Origin of the sequence: Streptomyces sp. NPDC087215, from assembly GCF_044744885.1 — a bacterium.
In the GTDB taxonomy this organism is placed as follows: domain Bacteria; phylum Actinomycetota; class Actinomycetes; order Streptomycetales; family Streptomycetaceae; genus Streptomyces.
Map to the genome: position 1 here is coordinate 1 of NZ_JBIUZD010000014.1, position 17577 is coordinate 17577.

The 17577-nt window shown below is 68.6% G+C and carries 12 protein-coding genes and 1 pseudogene; 6 read left to right on the forward strand and 7 right to left on the reverse strand.

Going from position 1 to position 17577, the window contains the following annotated elements:
- Positions 1–120, forward strand: a pseudogene (locus tag ACIO92_RS27525) (IS5/IS1182 family transposase); the annotation flags it as partial.
- A 508-nt stretch (positions 121–628) separates the two neighbouring features.
- The gene (locus tag ACIO92_RS27530; RefSeq protein ID WP_402284381.1) at positions 629–901 is read left to right on the forward strand and encodes a hypothetical protein; all 273 of its coding nucleotides are present in this window, start codon (positions 629–631) and stop codon (positions 899–901) included.
- A gap of 255 nt (positions 902–1156) precedes the next feature.
- Here the strand turns inward: ACIO92_RS27530 and ACIO92_RS27535 are convergent, their stop codons facing one another.
- The 6 genes from ACIO92_RS27535 to ACIO92_RS27560 all read right to left on the reverse strand — a co-directional run bounded on the left by ACIO92_RS27535 (position 1157) and on the right by ACIO92_RS27560 (position 9271).
- Complete coding sequence (locus ACIO92_RS27535) at positions 1157–2686, reverse strand: UDP-N-acetylglucosamine 1-carboxyvinyltransferase (protein ID WP_366441312.1); 1530 nt, start codon at positions 2684–2686, stop codon at positions 1157–1159.
- An 86-nt stretch (positions 2687–2772) separates the two neighbouring features.
- A complete protein-coding gene (locus ACIO92_RS27540; protein ID WP_366441313.1) occupies positions 2773–3129 on the reverse strand; it encodes a VOC family protein in 357 nt (118 codons plus the stop codon).
- Positions 3130–3432: 303 nt separating this feature from the next.
- On the reverse strand, positions 3433–6255 hold the full coding sequence (locus ACIO92_RS27545; RefSeq protein WP_402284377.1) for a phosphotransferase: 2823 nt from the start codon (positions 6253–6255) through the stop codon (positions 3433–3435).
- 344 nt (positions 6256–6599) lie between these two features.
- Positions 6600–7361 (reverse strand): hypothetical protein, encoded by a 762-nt coding sequence (locus tag ACIO92_RS27550; protein WP_402284376.1) that lies wholly within the window; start codon positions 7359–7361, stop codon positions 6600–6602.
- Positions 7362–7764: 403 nt separating this feature from the next.
- Positions 7765–8091 carry a hypothetical protein gene (locus ACIO92_RS27555; protein WP_402284373.1) on the reverse strand — a complete coding sequence of 109 codons (327 nt, stop codon included), beginning with the start codon at positions 8089–8091 and terminating at the stop codon, positions 7765–7767.
- A gap of 1009 nt (positions 8092–9100) precedes the next feature.
- Positions 9101–9271 carry a hypothetical protein gene (locus ACIO92_RS27560; RefSeq protein WP_402284370.1) on the reverse strand — a complete coding sequence of 57 codons (171 nt, stop codon included), beginning with the start codon at positions 9269–9271 and terminating at the stop codon, positions 9101–9103.
- 557 nt (positions 9272–9828) lie between these two features.
- Here ACIO92_RS27560 and acnA point away from each other — a divergent pair.
- Positions 9829–12543, forward strand: a complete 2715-nt coding sequence (gene acnA, locus ACIO92_RS27565) for an aconitate hydratase AcnA (RefSeq protein ID WP_402284368.1) — start codon at positions 9829–9831, stop codon at positions 12541–12543.
- Between the two features lie 95 nt (positions 12544–12638).
- On the opposite strand, the gene ACIO92_RS27570 is transcribed toward acnA, so the two are convergent.
- Positions 12639–13532 (reverse strand): VCBS repeat-containing protein, encoded by an 894-nt coding sequence (locus ACIO92_RS27570; RefSeq protein WP_366441430.1) that lies wholly within the window; start codon positions 13530–13532, stop codon positions 12639–12641.
- A gap of 560 nt (positions 13533–14092) precedes the next feature.
- Between ACIO92_RS27570 and ngcE the strand changes: the two genes are divergently transcribed.
- From ngcE to ACIO92_RS27585, 3 genes are all read left to right on the forward strand, one after another.
- The gene (gene ngcE, locus ACIO92_RS27575) at positions 14093–15538 is read left to right on the forward strand and encodes an N-acetylglucosamine/diacetylchitobiose ABC transporter substrate-binding protein (RefSeq protein ID WP_366441317.1); all 1446 of its coding nucleotides are present in this window, start codon (positions 14093–14095) and stop codon (positions 15536–15538) included.
- A gap of 100 nt (positions 15539–15638) precedes the next feature.
- Positions 15639–16568 (forward strand): sugar ABC transporter permease, encoded by a 930-nt coding sequence (locus ACIO92_RS27580; protein ID WP_351781510.1) that lies wholly within the window; start codon positions 15639–15641, stop codon positions 16566–16568.
- The gene (locus ACIO92_RS27585) at positions 16568–17506 is read left to right on the forward strand and encodes a carbohydrate ABC transporter permease (RefSeq protein WP_366441318.1); all 939 of its coding nucleotides are present in this window, start codon (positions 16568–16570) and stop codon (positions 17504–17506) included. Before ACIO92_RS27580 ends, ACIO92_RS27585 begins: the two co-directional genes overlap by 1 nt.
- Positions 17507–17577 lie beyond the last annotated feature (71 nt).

Here is a 17577-nt window from a genome sequence, read left to right on the forward strand (position 1 = left end):
CCGGTTGAGCGCGGCGTGGCCTGCCTGAAGTCCTGGCGGATCTTCCGCAGGTCCCGCTGCAGCCCCAACCGCATGACGTCAATCGCCAAAGCCATTCTCACCCTGGAGCGGCAACGCTGAAGAGGCTCATTGACCCGGCTCGGACGGGGTCAGGTGGTTTGGAACGGAGAAACTCTGTGGGGAACGGGGACATGTTCGTGCCGAACGCGAGTGTGCACGCCGAGCTGGACTACGCCCTTCCGCGAGATCCGGTGAAGTTCCGGCGTCTGGTGGAGGAGTGGTTCGTCGACGCCGTCAGGAACCTGGGTGGCGACGATCTCGCGCCTCTCGCAGATGATCTCGATCTCTGGGAACGCGGGCCGTGCTATGGAAGTCGGGTGTTCCGTACGGTCAGCCCGGGGAGCTGTGGGGAAGTCTGTGGAACGCGAGGGTGTCTCGAGGGGGACGCACGCGTTCCGGCAAGGCGTAGTCGCCAAAGGAGGGGGGGCTTCCTCCAGGAGCTTGAGACGGAGCCGTTGGATCGGTCAGGCTGGCACGCCTCGGAGCGGACGGGTGCCCCGAGAGTCCGTACGGCGCTCGAAGCCTCCTTGGGGTTGTTCAGGATGAGACGCTTCCGGAACGTGACACCATGATGCGCGGCTACTCGTGGATCATCGTGTGCTCGCCCGGTGTCGCGAATCGGCTTGGCGGCGTGGACGCGCTGCGTGCCTCCGGGGCGTTCACGGACGTTATGGCGCTAGCCGACGCCGGCTTGGTGTTGCGGGCGACGGAGGACACGCGGACCTACACCGCCGAATGGATCAACAAGGTCTTTCAACAGGTCCGGGCGGTGCTTCCGTCTGGAAAACCCATTGGCGGGCTCTCGGAAACGACTCCTCGGCTGGTATTCGTGGAACGCTAGCGATTTCGCGGGCAGAGGCCCAGCCGGAGCCGATTCTCCGGCCGAGGCGGACTATCCACTGCCGTGCCGGGAGGCCCCTACGGTGGGCGCGTCTTCCGCCGCCGCGAGCGGGTGCACGGGGGTGCCGCCGTCATCGACGCGAGCTTCTCGTAGCCTCGGTCGGCAGCCGGTCGCGGGCCAGGAATCCAGAGGGTCGCCGTACCCCATGAGGCCAACCAGGAGGCAGGTCACACGGGGTACAGCAGCGGCCGTGCCTTAAATGTCCCGGAAGATCTCGATCTGCGCGCCGATCGAGTTGAGGCGCTCCGCCAGGTCCTCGTAGCCGCGGTTGATGACGTAGACGTTGCGCAGGACCGAGGTGCCCTCCGCCGCCATCATCGCGAGGAGGACGACCACCGCCGGGCGCAGGGCCGGGGGGCACATCATCTCGGCGGCGCGCCAGCGGGTGGGGCCCTCGACCAGGACGCGGTGGGGGTCCAGGAGCTGGAGTCGGCCGCCGAGGCGGTTGAGGTCCGTGAGGTAGATCGCGCGGTTGTCGTAGACCCAGTCGTGGATGAGGGTCTTGCCCTGCGCGGTGGCCGCGATGGCCGCGAAGAAGGGCACGTTGTCGATGTTCAGGCCGGGGAACGGCATCGGGTGGATCTTGTCGATCGGCGCCTCCAGCTTGGAGGGGCGGACCGTCAGGTCGACCAGGCGCGTGCGTCCGTTGTCCGCCGGGTACTCCGGCGAGCGGTCGTGGTCGAGGCCCATCTCCTCCAGGACGGCCAGCTCGATCTCCATGAACTCGATCGGGACCCGGCGGATCGTCAGCTCCGACTCGGTCACCACGGCGGCGGCCAGCAGGCTCATCGCCTCGACCGGGTCCTCCGAGGGGGAGTAGTCGACGTCCACGTCGATCTGCGGCACCCCGTGCACGGTGAGCGTCGTGGTGCCGATGCCGTCCACCCGTACGCCCAGGGCCTCCAGGAAGAAGCACAGGTCCTGGACCATGTAGTTGGAGGAGGCGTTGCGGATGACGGTCGCGCCGTCGTGGCGTGCGGCGGCGAGCAGCGCGTTCTCGGTGACGGTGTCCCCGCGCTCGGTCAGCACGATCGGCCGGTCGGGGGAGACGGAACGCTCCACCTGGGCGTGGTAGATGCCCTCGGTGGCGGTGACGTCGAGACCGAAGCGGCGCAGCGCGATCATGTGCGGCTCGATGGTCCGCGTACCGAGGTCGCAGCCGCCCGCGTACGGCAGCTTGAAGCGGTCCATGCGGTGCAGCAGCGGGCCGAGGAACATGATGATCGAGCGGGTGCGGATCGCGGCCTCGGAGTCGATCGAGTCCATGTCCAGCTCGGCCGGGGGCACGATCTCCAGGTCGACGCCCTCGTTGATCCAGCGGGTGCGGACGCCGATGGAGTTCAGCACCTCCAGGAGCCGGAACACCTCCTCGATGCGGGCGACCCGGCGCAGCACCGTGCGGCCCCTGTTGAGGAGGGAGGCGCAGAGCAGCGCGACACAGGCGTTCTTGCTCGTCTTGACGTCGATGGAGCCGGAGAGCCGGCGGCGGCCGACGACCCGGAGGTGCATCGGGCCCGCGTAGCCCAGGGACACGATCTCGCTGTCGAGGGCCTCGCCGATCCGGGCGATCATCTCAAGGCTGATGTTCTGGTTGCCGCGCTCGATCCGGTTGACGGCGCTCTGGCTCGTGGCCAGTGCCTCGGCGAGCTGGGTCTGTGTCCAGCCACGGTGCTGACGGGCGTCACGGATGAGCTTGCCGATGCGTACGAGGTAGTCGTCTGCCATGCCGTCACGTTATCTCAGATATGAGATGACCCTGTTGGTTGGGGTGGGCCATCAGGGTGAAACGCCCCGCGCGGTGGGGCGGGGCGTCAGGGCGAGCCGTCGTGCGCGGTGGCGTGGCGCGGTTCGTACAGGGGGAGTTCGGTGCCGCTCGGCAGCCGTACGGCGGCGAGCAGTCCCCAGGACTGCTCGGTGATGGCCCGCGAGACCTCGGCGCCCCGGTCCTCCAGGGCGGTCAGGGTCCGGGCGAGGTCCTCGCACATGAGGTAGACCTCGCTCCGGGGCTCGCGCCCGGTGGGGTGCACGGCGATCTCGGCGGGCGGCAGCCGGAACACCAGCCACCCACCGCCCGCGTCCACGTGCTCGAACCCGAAGACGTCCTTGAGGAAGGCGCGGTCCGCCTCCGCGTCGCGGGTGTAGAGGACCAGGTGCGCGCCACTGAACATGCCCCGATCGTCGGCCGTGCCCCGGCCCCGGGCAATCCACGGGGGGCCGTACGGGTGAGGGCGCGGGGCCGCGCCGTGGCGCGGGTACGGCCCTGATGGGCCTGCCCGGATACGGCTTCCGTGCGCCTGCCCGCGCACGGCCTCACACGCCTGCCCGCGCACGGCTTCCGTGCCCCGGCCCGGGTACGGCCTCATGCGCTCGCCCGGATACGGCCTCCGCGCGCCTGTCCGCGCACGGCTTCGCGGGCCCCGGCCCCAGCCCCGGCCCCGGCCAGGCCCATCCCCAGCCCCAGAGCCAGGCCCCTACGCCCCGGCTCCCGCCAGCGGCTCCTTCCTGCCCCCGGCCGTCTCCTCCGCCTCCGTGCCCTCCATCGCCTCCCTGGCCCTGGTGACCAGGGCGTCGGCGACATCGGCGGCAAGGAAGAACGGCAGCCACCGGTTCACCAGGTCCTCGTGGTCGCGGTAGCGGGCGAAGGGGAGCAGGGAGGCGAGCAGGGCCCACTGGTATTCGAGGTCGTTGAAGGCCCAGTTCGACTGCTCGCAGCCCTTGAGGATGCTCCGCAGTTCGATCACACAGGTCAGGACCCGGCGGACCGAGTCGTCCACGTTCCCCGGCACGACCGGGTTCCAGAGCCGTTCCGGACGGAGCGACTCCGCGAACCACTCGCGGATCACCGTGACCTGCTCCGTCGACCACGGGAACGTCCGCGACCACAGGGCCGCTTCGAGGCGGGCGAAGTCCTTCGCGATGTGCCCCCGGTGCGTGGTCTCGAAGTCGATCACGTACAGGTGGGGGGTGCTGGCGTCCGGACCACTGGTGAGGATGTTCTCGCCGTGCAGGTCGCCGTGCGAGACGCAGGTGAGGTACCGGGTCGTCAGACCGTGCTCACGGTCGTACAGCAGCCAGTCCACGAGCCGGGCGGACTCCGGGGAGGGCACGGCGGCCTCGGCGGTCTGCGCCACCAGCCAGAGCGGGCTGGTCCGCTCCCGGTCCGCCTCCCCGCGACCGCCCACGTCGAGGTGGTCTCCCAGCAGCTCTCCCAGGCTCCGGGGCCGCCAGGGCAGGCCGTCCGGGACGCCGAAGACGGTGCCGACCTCCGGCGAGGCGAACTTCCGGAGCTCCGAATCGGCGTTCTTGCCGGGCCGGTACCCCGCCCGCTCGAAACCGGCCGGGCGCAGGGCGGGATACTCGCCCCGCAGGTCGCCCACGGCCCGGCTGGCGTTGCTCAGCCAGGGGCCGAGCGCCTTGACGAAGAGCTTCCTGACCACGCTCCTGAGGGTCTCGTCGCTCACGGGTTCCCGCCGGGTGAGCCAGTCGCGGAAGGTGCTCGGCTCGTCGTCCTCGCGGAAGACGTAGGAGGTGAGGATCGCCTGGTAGCGGCTGCCGTTGCTGCGGTTGACGATCGAGGTGGACGAGACCGTGCACTTGCTCGACCGGTAGAACGGCTGGAGCTGTTCGCCGAACTCGTCGAAGTTGCGCTTCTCCCGCTGGACCTTGCTCTCCTCGTCCATCTTCAGCACGCCGACCGGGCCGAAGACGTTGCGCGCGAGGAACGTCGGTACGGGCCGGCCGGCGAACAGGGCCCCCTGCACCATGAGCCCGCCGTGCCGCGGGGCCAGCTCGGCGGCGACGCCCTGGAGCAGCCGGTTCGGCAGCTGGAGAGCGTGGTCCCGTTCCGTCAGGGACATCGAGGCGGTCGCGTCCGTGGCGGTGCCGGGCTCCCAGGCGTTCTTCACGACGCTCACGTCCCTGGCCTTGTCCAGCAGGCCGACCGCGCGCCCGCGCCAGAGGCGGCGGACGTCCCGGTAGCGCGCCGACGGCTCCTCGTGGGGGTTGTGGTAGAGCCCGGTGAGCAGCCGGTCCAGCTGGTTCTCCTTCCAGCCGGAGAGGCTCAGCAGCATGAAGGCGGTGCTGTGCCGGTGCTCCGGCGCGTTGGCCCACTCGTCGAGCAGATGGGTCGCCCACCCCTCGGCGGTCGTCACGCCCCGCACTCGCTGGTCCTGGTTGCTGTACTCGGGGTCCACGGGGTCGGGTCCGCCGATGAGCAGTTGTATCCCCACCGCGTGGCGCAGCCAGCGGCACACGTCGGGCAGCCGTAGCTCCAGGTCGACCTCCTGGAGCTCGCTGACGGCCACCAGGGCGGTCGCCTCGGCGGCGGCGAGCAGCAGTTCGCGCTGGTCGCTGTTGCGCCGGTGCTCGGCCTGGATGATCTGGAGGTAGCCGACGACATCGGCCACGACCTGGTAGTTGTTGGACTTCAGGTGCTCGCGCAGGCAGAAGTTGAGCAGTGCGCTCTGCAGGAACCGGGTCCGGATCTGCTGGGCCTCGGACGCGGTGCCTCCTGCCATGTAGTTGCGCATGGCGGTACGGGCCGTGTTGCGGACCGTCATCGCGCCCTCGTGCAGGGGCCAGTACTCGTCGGCCGGGACCCGCACCTCGGCGAGGCCCTCGGCCAGCGTCTTCAGGTCCGCGTCCAGGAGGGGCCGCAGCACCTCGGCGGCGTCGGGGGCGTGCCTCATGAGGCATTCCACCAGCCACTTCTCGAAGCCGGTGTGCAGCTTCGAGAAGGACTCCCGCCACGGCTGGTCGGAGTGCCACCGGTCGAACAGGCCCAGCGTCGCCTGCCCGGCGGCCACGGGCACGCGGATCTGGCCGGGAACCCTCCCTCTGGGCGGGCTCGCGGGGCTCTCCGGATCCGTCTCGGTGGTGTCCGCTTCGCCCTCGGCGACCTCCGTGGTGTGGGCCGCCGGGCTCTCCTCCTGGATCTGGAGCGCGGGACCGAGCTGGAGGAGACCCTTGTGGCACTCGTCGATGGACGAGTGGTATCTCTCCGGATGGCGGGCCTCGTACAAGCGGATCGCCAATTCGAACAGGAGGCGGGCCCGTCCGGGGTCCGTCTCCGCGTAGTGCTGCTGGGCGGCGAGCTTGGCCGCGTTGGCGATCTTGAAGGTGGGCCCCGCGAAGTTCCCGCTCGCGAGTTCGTCCCCGGCCGTGGCCAGGATGCCGCGCGCCTTGGCGAGGCCGCTCGGCAAGTGGCCGTCGGCCCCGGCGATGTCCTGGAGGGCCGCGGTGACGATGTCGTACGCCTCGTTGAACTCCTCCGGCGACACCGGTGAAGCAACCATCATCTGTTCCTTCCGAGAGGTCACTACGGCCCCGCGCCACCGGGGGCGTAGCGGGGCGAATCCGGCAGGTGGTGCATGGTCGGGTGCGGTGGGGGCGGGGGAGGAGGCGCTCCGGCGTCCGGTGCGCGGACGGACCGGGGCGATCCGGGCCGGGGGCGCTTCGGACGGGAGACGATCGGGGCGGGAGACGGTCTGCGGGATGGGCGGATGGCGGAGGACGGTGACAGGAGGGGGAAGACGGTGGCGGATCACGGGAGGCGGATGACGGGAAGTGCCTGAGGAGATCCGGGGGAGTGCCGCCCCGGGGCGGGTCCGGCTCGGAGCCGAAGGACCGTGTCGACGCCTCAGGACACCGGGGCGATGTCCTCCCGCACCCGGCGGTCGCCAGCGAGGAAGGCCGACTGGGGCAGCACCACATGGGCCCGGGACCGTCCCCGGGTGATGTCGCGCCTGGTCACGCCGATGACCAGGGGCTCCTCGGCGTCCGACGCCAGATCCAGCACGGCGGAACGGAGTTCGACCGTCTCCGGCCTGTCGGGCACGAGGTCGTACACCTCGAAGAAGCGGATCTGCCGGTACGTCTCCCCCGGGACCTTCAGCGGCCCGTCGATGTACCGGGCCACGGGCTGGAAACCGGCCTCCCGGGCCAGCGGTACGAGCTCCTCATGGCCCACCTCGCCCAGTTCCTCGACGAGTTCGCGGCGCAGGCACTCGGTCGGGGCCTCGCGGTCCGTGCCCCGCTGGAGCCAGCGGGCGAAGCCCAGGACCCGCAGGGCGGGCAGGAAACCGCGCAGATCGTGCCGCATCTCGGCGCGGGCGCGGCCCTCGGGCTCGAACCCGAGGCGTTCCAGCCGGGACTTGGCCGCCTCGTGATACTTGACCACGCCGCCGGGCGGGCCGAAGGCCCCCGGGCGGGTGACCGAGGAGAAGAGGACATAGTGGTCCTCGTCGTTCACCCGCAGCAGTACGGCGACGGAGACGCGCACCTGGCCCAGCGGTGTGAGCAGGACACGGAACAGGCTGAGGTGCCGCCTGTTCTGCCACAGGGCCCGGCCCACGGCGGTCAGCAGGGCGACCAGGACGCCACCGACGATCTTCTCCACCACGAGGGCAGCCCTCCCCATCGAGCACGCGTCATCGGGCGTCCACAATGTACCTCTCGGCTAAGTGAATTGACTCCCAGTCATACGTTTCGGGCGACATCATCCCCGGGGATAGGGGAGTGGATCACCGGCCGCCCCGGACTGCCGGATCGCCGCCGCGCCCGGGACGCGGAGGCACGCCGGACGGAGGGCCGCTGGAGGGCTCCGCCGGAGAGGCCGCCGACGAGCCGACCGATTTCGGCCCCCCGTCACCTGGCGGCCCACGAAGGGGTACGCGCCACGAGACCACCGGAACGGCCGTACGGGCGATCCGCCCCCTCCCGCCCTCGGCTCGGCCAGACGCTCTGCCCGCAACCCGGGCCCGCCGCCCCGTGCGGCACCCGCCTGCGACGGTCACGTCGGCTGGTCAGTCCCGGTCGGACGCCGGCTGATCGGCTCGGCCGCCTGTGTGCGATGTGGGGATGTAGCCCTCCGCGCCACCGGGCAGTTCGGCGACACATGCCGACGAGCAGGCGCTGACCAGCAGAGGAAGCACATCGGTGGCCACGCGTGACGAGATCCACACCTGATGGAATCCGCTCCGTGCGATCGCATGGCTGCAGACACCGCAGCGATGGATGGCGGTGATGCCCCATCGCCGGGGATCCAGGTTCTCCGGATCGAGGTCCGCGATGGAGCCCTGGGCGGGCTGAAGTCTTGGGAAGGGCGGCCGCAGCTTCTCGTTGCCGAACAACGCGCGTGTGCTCACTGTGCTGCGGGTCAGCTTCCGGCATCGGGTGATCTCGCAGGGGAGCCAGTGAAGGTGTACGGGGTGAACTCCTCCAGGCTGGTCATGGATCCGATCTCGGGCGGGACGCGGACCACGTTGCTGCCGTAGAGCACCAGGTGTTTGACCCCCGTCAGCCCGGCGATGCTCGGCGGCAGGGTGATGACCTGCCGCCGCTCTTGCGGGCTCAGCTCGGTGAGGGGCCGGAACTCTTCGCGCCCGTCGGCAGCGGCCTCATCAGCCAGCTCCAGCAGGTGTTGCCAGCCAGGGGCAGAGGTGTCCTGCCGTTCGGTGTGGAATCCGACGCGGGCTCGGGCGTGGCCTGGACCGGTCGAAGCACGAGCACGCGTCCTGGCGGGGGCTTCGTCGCTCCGGGGCCGGATCTGAGTGTGTCGCCCCAGCGGTTCACGTGGAGCTTCGGTTCTTCCGCCTCCGTCATGGCGCCAAGATACGGAGGTTGCTGAGGGGAAGGCGGCGTCTGGACAGGTGACGGATGGTCGCGGTCCGGACGGGGCGGTCTCGCGGATGCGGAGGGCCGAGTCAGGGCGATCGGTCAAGGGGGCGTTGCTGGGGTGGCGGACGTTCGGCTTGTTGCGTCGTCGTGGCGATGCGACATCGGCCAGAGCCCGTTCGAGCGAGCGTCTGGGGCGGCCGGAGACTGCTGCGAGGCGGGAGAGACCGGGTTTGCCGAACCAGTCGCGGGGATGCGCCCCGGGAAGTGCTTCAGGGTGCCGAACACCTCGCCGCCAGGCGGCACCGGCTCCGATCATCAGCGGGATCAGGGCTGGGAAAGCTGCCCGGAGTCGGTCCATGGCCGATCCACGCAGGCGCCGCGGGTGCAGGTAGCGCGACAGTCACCGGGCATTCGCCAGTAGCACCGCGTCCGGCACCCCGACCCGCTCGAAACCCCATCCCACCTGGTCGCAGGCCAGGCGGGTGATCTCGAACGACTCCCGCGCCCTTCGGCTCGACCCGTTCACCGGCGACATCGCCGACCGCCGCCGAGCCGTCGGCGCGGCGTACGAAGCAGTCCGGCAAGCAGTCCGGTGAAGTAGTCCGGAGCGTGCCGACGCTTCCGCTCGCCGTCGTGCCAGTGCAGCCAGAACGGTCCCGAGACGATCCCCACCACCTCGGCACCGAAGTCCATCAGCAGAAGACGGTCCCGCTCCCAGCCGCGATTCGAAACCGACGTGCTTGCCTGGTCGTCGCCGCCCGGTACCAGCCGGAGAAGAGACGCTCACCGTGAGACCAGCGAAACGGGCGTACAGCAGCCACGTCCTCGAACCGGGCGGTCGCGCGGTCCAGCAGCGGACCGCCGACGCTCACGCACGGCATCCACGTACGACAGCTCGACGTACGGGCTCCGCAAGACCCGCCCCCGACCGGTACGGCCACCCCGCACCCCAGCGCGTCACCTCGTACGACCGGGTTCGCCGACAAGGAAGCCGGAACGACCGGGTTCGTTGCCGAACGGCTCGATCGGATGACAGCGGACGACCGGATGAGCATGGACAAGGGCATCCGGGCATGACCTCGCGGCGGTGATGCACTAGAGTTATCTCGACATCGAGATAACTGCTTACGGCGCACCATGGCCGCCCCACCCGGTAAGGCTTACCTAACTAAGTCTTACCTTAGCGGATCGGCGAGGAGTCGTGGCGGCAGCATGGCGGTAATACGCGCACATTGATGAAGGAGACTGTCGTGTCGGCGAACAGCTTCGACGCCCGCAGCACGCTGCGCGTGGGCGACGAGTCGTACGAGATCTTCAAGCTGGACAAGGTCGAGGGCTCCGCGCGCCTCCCGTACAGCCTGAAGGTTCTCCTGGAGAACCTGCTCCGCACCGAGGACGGCGCGAACATCACCGCCGACCACATCCGGGCCCTCGGTGGCTGGGACTCGCAGGCGCAGCCGAGCCAGGAGATCCAGTTCACGCCGGCCCGCGTGATCATGCAGGACTTCACGGGTGTTCCCTGTGTCGTCGACCTCGCCACCATGCGCGAGGCCGTCAAGGAGCTCGGCGGCGACCCGGCGAAGGTCAACCCGCTCTCCCCGGCCGAGCTGGTCATCGACCACTCCGTGATCGCCGACAAGTTCGGCACGAAGGAAGCCTTCGGCCAGAACGTCGAGCTGGAGTACGGCCGCAACAAGGAGCGCTACCAGTTCCTGCGCTGGGGCCAGACCGCCTTCGACGACTTCAAGGTCGTCCCCCCGGGCACCGGCATCGTCCACCAGGTGAACATCGAGCACCTGGCCCGTACGGTCATGGTCCGCGGCGGCCAGGCGTACCCCGACACCCTCGTCGGCACCGACTCGCACACCACGATGGTCAACGGCCTCGGCGTGCTGGGCTGGGGCGTCGGCGGCATCGAGGCCGAGGCCGCGATGCTGGGCCAGCCGGTCTCCATGCTCATCCCGCGCGTCGTCGGCTTCAAGCTGACCGGGGAGCTCCCGGCCGGCACCACCGCCACCGACCTGGTCCTCACGATCACCGAGATGCTGCGCAAGCACGGCGTCGTCGGCAAGTTCGTCGAGTTCTACGGTGAGGGCGTCGCCGCCACCTCGCTCGCGAACCGCGCCACCATCGGCAACATGTCGCCGGAGTTCGGCTCCACCGCCGCGATCTTCCCGATCGACGACGAGACCCTGAAGTACCTGCGCCTGACCGGCCGCGACGAGCAGCAGGTCGCGCTCGTCGAGGCGTACGCCAAGGAGCAGGGCCTCTGGCTCGACCCGGCCGCCGAGCCCGACTTCTCCGAGAAGCTGGAGCTCGACCTCTCCACGGTCGTCCCCTCCATCGCCGGTCCGAAGCGCCCGCAGGACCGCATCGTCCTCGCGAACGCCGCCGCGCAGTTCGCCCAGGACGTCCGCAACTACGTCGACACCGCCGACGAGGCGGGCAAGGAGTCCTTCCCGGCCTCCGACTCCCCGGCGCAGACCAACGGCGTCCCGTCGAACCCGGTCCAGGTGACCGCCCCCGACGGCAGCACCTACACGATCGACCACGGCGCCGTCACCGTCGCCGCGATCACCTCCTGCACCAACACCTCGAACCCGTACGTCATGGTCGCCGCCGCGCTCGTCGCGAAGAAGGCCGTGGAGCGTGGCCTGACCCGCAAGCCGTGGGTCAAGACCACCCTCGCCCCGGGCTCGAAGGTCGTCACCGACTACTTCGACAAGGCGGGTCTCACCCCGTACCTCGACAAGGTCGGCTTCAACCTCGTCGGCTACGGCTGCACCACCTGCATCGGCAACTCCGGCCCGCTGCCGGAGGAGGTCTCCAAGGCGGTCAACGAGCACGACCTGGCCGTGACCTCGGTCCTCTCGGGCAACCGCAACTTCGAGGGCCGTATCAACCCCGACGTCAAGATGAACTACCTGGCGTCCCCGCCGCTGGTCGTCGCGTACGCGCTCGCGGGCTCCATGAAGGTGGACATCACCAAGGACGCCCTGGGCATCGACCAGGACGGCAAGCCGGTCTACCTGGCGGACATCTGGCCGACCGAGGCCGAGGTCAACGACGTCGTCGCCAACTCCATCGGCGAGGACATGTTCAACAAGTCCTACCAGGACGTCTTCGCGGGCGACGCCCAGTGGCAGGCGCTGCCGATCCCGACCGGCAACACCTTCGAGTGGGACGCCGAGTCCACCTACGTCCGCAAGCCCCCGTACTTCGAGGGCATGACGATGGAGACCACCCCGGTCGCCGACATCGTCGGCGCGCGCGTCCTGGCCAAGCTGGGCGACTCGGTCACCACCGACCACATCTCCCCGGCCGGTGCGATCAAGGCCGACACCCCGGCCGGAAAGTACCTCACCGAGCACGGTGTGGAGCGTCGTGACTTCAACTCCTACGGCTCGCGCCGTGGCAACCACGAGGTCATGATCCGCGGCACGTTCGCCAACATCCGCCTGCGCAACCAGATCGCGCCGGGCACCGAGGGCGGCTTCACCCGCGACTTCACGAAGGACGGCGCCCCCGTCTCCTTCATCTACGACGCCTCGCGCAACTACATCGACCAGGGCACCCCGCTCGCGATCCTGGCGGGCAAGGAGTACGGCTCCGGCTCGTCCCGCGACTGGGCCGCCAAGGGCACCGCGCTGCTCGGTGTCAAGGCCGTCATCGCCGAGTCGTACGAGCGCATCCACCGCTCGAACCTCATCGGCATGGGCGTCCTGCCGCTCCAGTTCCCCGAGGGCCAGTCGGCCGAGACCCTGGGCCTGACCGGCGAGGAGACCTTCTCCTTCACCGGCGTCGAGGAACTGAACAACGGCACCACCCCGCGCACGGTCAAGGTCAGCACCGACACCGGTGTCGAGTTCGACGCGGTCGTCCGCATCGACACCCCCGGTGAGGCGGACTACTACCGCAACGGCGGAATCATGCAGTACGTGCTCCGCAACCTGATCCGCGGCTGACCCCACGGGATCCGGTAGCACCGCACGACGAAGGGCCCCCTCCTCGGACGAGGAGGGGGCCCTTTCACGCGTCGGCCGGCCGTTCGATCCGGGGATCAGAACATGAGGCGGTAGGTGTTCCAGCCGCTCGTGCCGATCTTGACCTTGGTGTGGAAGGGCGCGGCGGCGTTTCCGGTGCCCTTGTACAGCCACAGGGCGCCCGAGCCGTCACGGGCGATCAGGTCCGAGACGCCGTCGAAGTTGATGTCGCCGACCGAGATCAGGGTGTTGAAGGCGTTCCAGCCAGCACCGATCTTGACGCGGCCCGCGAACGGCTTCTTGTAGTCGCCGGTGCCCTTGTAGAGCCACAGCACGCCCGAGCCGTCACGGGCGACGATGTCGGCCTTGCCGTCGTTCGTCAGGTCGCCCTTGCCGGTGATCTGGTTGTACGCGTTCCAGCCCGCGCCGACCTTGGTGCGGGCGGCGATCTTGCCGTTGCCGTAGCCCAGGTAGAGCCAGAGCACGCCGGAGCTGTCGCGCGCCAGGAGGTCGTCGGCGCTCCCGCCGCCGATGTTCGAGGAGGAGAAGACCCGGTTGTAGATGCCCCAGCCACCGCCCAGGTCGCGCGCGTCCTGACTCCAGGGGCCGTAGTACAGACGGTTGTTCTGGACGAACCAGACGCCGTCGGAGTCGCCGTCGCTGTCGAGGTCGGCCTGGGTGACGTACTTCTTGTACTGGAAGCCGTAACCGGTCTTCTCGGCGGCGCTGAGGCCCCCGTTGCCGGTGGGGGCGTATCCGTAGATGTCCCCCGTGTTGTTCACGCCGTACAGGGCGTTGACCGGGGTGACGGTGGCCGTGGCGTTCGCGGCGAAAGCGGTGGCGTGAGGCGCGGCCGGAGAGACCGCGACGGCCTTGGCCTGCGCGCCCGCTCCCGCGTCCGCGGCCACGGCGGCGGAGGTGCCGGTGGCCACGAGGGCGGCCGTCACGGCCGCAACAGTCACACGGGCCATCGGACTCGTGCGGTTCAGGCCAGAATAGTCGGCCACGTGTACTCCAGATGCGAGGGGAAAAGACAGGTCCCACCGTGCGTCCGTCGCGAAGGAGGGAAACGGTGGGAGCCCCATCATCCCGGATCGTCCTTACGGAAACTTCACAGGAGGGGGCTCTGTGACACAACTGTTTCGATCCCGGCCGTATGTCCTCTTTGTCTCGTTCGACTCCGCGCCGCCGTGCACTACTGGCCGGTACCTCGAATAGAGGTAGATCCGATGGACTGTCAAGAGTGTTGCAGGGCGAATCCTTGGACGAAACGCCGCAGATGCCTCGTGCTAATCCCGGAGGTCTCAACTCGGGAAAGATGGTTGTCGAAACCTGCTTACGATCTTGCTCAGGTGAAGGGAAGTGGACTATACCTGTCGGCGTCCAGCCAGTCGTATCCATCACACGACGGCCCGACGTCTGCACGACCCGGCTGCAAATGACTGCGGTGGCGGGGCCCTTCGCCTGTGGCGAGTGAGATACGGGCGACCGGTACACCGCCTGAGTCCTGAATGAAGGCGAGGACTTGAGCATGGGATCCACCTCCGCGCACACCAGTGAGGGCCTTGGCCGTCGCGATCTGATCAAGCGTTCCGCTGCTATCGGCCTGATCTCCGTCCCGACGATGGGCTTCCTCTCCGCCTGTGCGAGCAGTGACACCGGTGGTAACGGAAAGGTCGAAAAGGGTAAGAAGACCGACAAGAACCCGCTCGCCGTGAACGAGTCGGCACCGCTCGACTTCGTCCTCTTCGACGGCGGATTCGGACAGCAGTACGCCAAGGACGCTGTCAAGATCTACGAGACCAATTACCCCAAGGCGAAGGTCAAGTTCACCCCGACCCAGAAGATCACCACCACGCTTCAGCCCCGCTTCAACGGCGGCAACCCGCCGGACCTGATCGACAACTCCGGCGCCGAGCAGATGGACATGGGCGTCCTCGTCGGTCAGAAGCAGCTCACGGACCTCACCCCGCTCCTGGACGCGCCGTCGGTCGACGACCCGAACAAGAAGGTCCGCGACACCCTGCGGCCGGGCATCATCGAGATGGGCCAGTTCGACGGCCAGCAGTGCTGGATCCTCAACTACGCCTACACGGTCTACGGCGTCTGGTACTCGCAGAAGCTCCTCGACTCGCTCGACGCGAAGTACCCCGAGACCTGGGACGAGATGCTGGCCGTCTGCGAGAAGGCCAAGCGCAAGGGCATCGCGGCCTGGACGTACGCGGGCAAGCACCCGTACTACGTCCCCTTCTCGCTCTACCCGATGATCGGCAAGGTCGGCGGCCGCGAGGTCCTGGACGCCATCGACAACCTGGAGCCGAAGGCCTGGGAGCACCCCGCGGTCAAGGCCTGTTTCGAGGCCTACTACGAGCTGGTCCAGAAGGGCTACATCCTCAAGGGCACCCCCGGTCTGGACCACATCCAGTCGCAGACCGCCTGGACCGAGGGCAAGGCGCTGTTCATCCCGAACGGCTCCTGGGTCGAGAACGAGGCCGCGAAGACCATGCCGGCCGACTTCGGCCTCGCGGTCTCCGGCCCGACCGGCATCGACTCCTCGGACAAGATGCCGTTCGGCACCATCTGGGCGGCCGGCGGCGAGCCCTTCATCGTCCCCGCGAAGGCCGCCAACCCCGAGGGCGGCATGGAGCAGCTGCGCATCATGCTCAGCGAGGCGTCCTCCAAGAACTTCACGCAGTCCGTGAAGTCCCTGAGCGCGCTGAACGGCGGCACCGACGGCATCGAGCTGTCCCCGGGCCTCAAGTCCGGTGTCGCGGCCCTGGAGAAGGCCGGCCAGAACGTGGTCAACCCGCGCCTCCAGGACTGGTACGTCGCCCTCCAGAAGGAGAAGATCGGCGTCGCCGGCATCGGCGAGATGATGGCGGGCCGCGCGACCCCGGCCGAGACGATCAAGAAGATCCAGAAGTACGCCGACGAGGCGGCCAAGGACTCCTCGATCAAGCACTACAAGCACCAGTGAGCTGTACCGGGGCCCCTTCCCGCCGACCGGGAGCGGGCCCCGGGCCCTTCGCGCGCGGCAGCAGCGGCGCGCCTCCGCGGGAAGATCGGGGTCGGTAGGAATGCAACACGGCAAGTACCGTTTCATCGTGGGGTTCCTGACGGCCCCCCTCGCGCTCTACGCGCTGTTCGTCATCTGGCCGTTCATCCAGTCCATCTACTACTCGTTCACGGACTGGACCGGGCTGAGCCCCGAATTCGGCATGATCGGATTCGACAACTACAGCCGTATGCTGGACGACGAGATCTTCTGGAAGTCGTTGCAGCACAGTCTGACCCTCGCGGTGGTGCTGCCACTGGTGACCGTCGGGCTCGCGTTGTTCTTCGCCTTCATGCTGAATGTCGGCGGTCGGCGCCGTAGGGGCGCGGCCATCGCGGGTGTGCGCGGTTCCGCTTTCTACAAGATCGTGTATTTCTTCCCGCAGGTGCTGTCGATCGCGATCGTCGCGCTGCTCTTCCAGTTCGCTTACAACCCGAACAGTGGAGCCATCAATTCCGTTTTGAAGGGGGTCGGTCTCGGCAGTATCCAGCCGGACTGGCTGGGTGATCCCGACCTCGCCCTCATCTGTGTGATGGTGGTTCTCGTCTGGTCCACCGTCGGATTCTTCGTCGTCCTCTTCTCGGCGGGCATGGCGTCCATTCCCCGGGACTTCTACGAGGCGGCGCTGCTCGACGGCGCGAGCCGGTTCACCACCTTCTTCAAGATCACTCTGCCGCTGCTCTGGGACACGGTGCAGTCGGGCTGGATCTACATGGGCATCCTGGCGCTCGGCGCCGAGTCCTTCGCCGTCGTTCAGATCATGACCGTCGGCCCCAGCGGCGGCGGGCCGGACTACTCGACCATCGTCCTTCCGCTGTACGTGTACCAGAAGGCGTTCCGGGACGGTCAGGCCGCCTACGCAACGACCATCGGTGTCGCGCTCCTCCTCGTCACGCTCGCCTTCGCCGCGATCGTGATGAAGCTGGGCCGGCGCGAGCGGCTGGAGTTCTGATGAAGACCACCGACACGGCCACCACCGGCGTCGAGACCCCCGGGGCACCGGGCGGCTCGGGACCCGCGGTCACCAGGACGGCCCCTCCCGCGGCCCGCAAGCAGTCCAAGGCCGAGGGGGCGACGCTCAACGTCTTCTCCCACGGCGTCCTGATCCTCTGGGCGATCATGGTCGTCATGCCGCTGCTCTGGGCGGTCATGACCTCCTTCAAGACCGACAACGCGATCTTCACCTCGCCGTGGTCGCTGCCCGACAAGCTGCACTTCGAGAACTGGTCGCGCGCCTGGACCGAGGCGCACATGAGCGACTACTTCCTGAACACGATCCTGGTGGTCGGCGGCTCGCTGATCGGCACCCTGCTCTTCGGCTCGATGGCGGCGTACGTCCTGGCCCGCTTCGACTTCCCGGGCAACCGCTTCATCTACTTCCTGTTCATCGGCGGGATGAGCTTCCCGATCATCCTGGCGCTCGTGCCGCTGTTCTACGTGATGCAGAACATGGCCCTGCTCAACACGCTGCCCGGCCTGATCCTGGTCTACATCGCGTACTCGCTGCCGTTCACCGTCTTCTTCCTCACCGCCTTCTTCCGCACCCTGCCGTCCTCGGTGGCGGAAGCGGCGTTCGTGGACGGCGCCTCGCACACCCGGACCTTCTTCCAGGTGATGCTGCCGATGGCCAAGCCCGGTCTCATCAGCGTCGGCATCTTCAACTTCCTCGGCCAGTGGAACCAGTACCTGCTGCCGACCGTGCTCAACACCGAGCCGGAGAAGAAGGTGCTCTCGCAGGGCCTCGTCCAGCTGGCCGTCAGCCAGGGCTACAAGGGCGACTGGTCCGGACTCTTCGCCGGACTGGTGATGGCGATGCTCCCGGTGCTCGCCGCGTACATCATCTTCCAGCGGCAGGTGGTGGCCGGTCTGACCGCCGGCGCCGTGAAGTGAACCCCGGGCCCCTCCAGGGGCCCGTCCCGTAGGGATCTCCGGAGACCTCCGGGACCGCAGCACCCCGCAGG

What these genes read in the sequence shown, in the direction of transcription:
- ACIO92_RS27560 (WP_402284370.1), bottom strand. Translation starts at nt 9,271, where the DNA reads ATGGACTTCGGTGCCGAGGTGGTGGGGATCGTCTCGGGACCGTTCTGG.
- ACIO92_RS27580 (WP_351781510.1), top strand. Translation starts at nt 15,639, where the DNA reads ATGCAACACGGCAAGTACCGTTTCATCGTGGGGTTCCTGACGGCCCCC.
- ACIO92_RS27585 (WP_366441318.1), top strand. Translation starts at nt 16,568, where the DNA reads ATGAAGACCACCGACACGGCCACCACCGGCGTCGAGACCCCCGGGGCA.
- ngcE (WP_366441317.1), top strand. Translation starts at nt 14,093, where the DNA reads ATGGGATCCACCTCCGCGCACACCAGTGAGGGCCTTGGCCGTCGCGAT.
- ACIO92_RS27545 (WP_402284377.1), bottom strand. Translation starts at nt 6,255, where the DNA reads ATGGTTGCTTCACCGGTGTCGCCGGAGGAGTTCAACGAGGCGTACGAC.
- ACIO92_RS27535 (WP_366441312.1), bottom strand. Translation starts at nt 2,686, where the DNA reads ATGGCAGACGACTACCTCGTACGCATCGGCAAGCTCATCCGTGACGCC.
- ACIO92_RS27540 (WP_366441313.1), bottom strand. Translation starts at nt 3,129, where the DNA reads ATGTTCAGTGGCGCGCACCTGGTCCTCTACACCCGCGACGCGGAGGCG.
- ACIO92_RS27570 (WP_366441430.1), bottom strand. Translation starts at nt 13,532, where the DNA reads ATGGCCCGTGTGACTGTTGCGGCCGTGACGGCCGCCCTCGTGGCCACC.
- ACIO92_RS27530 (WP_402284381.1), top strand. Translation starts at nt 629, where the DNA reads ATGATGCGCGGCTACTCGTGGATCATCGTGTGCTCGCCCGGTGTCGCG.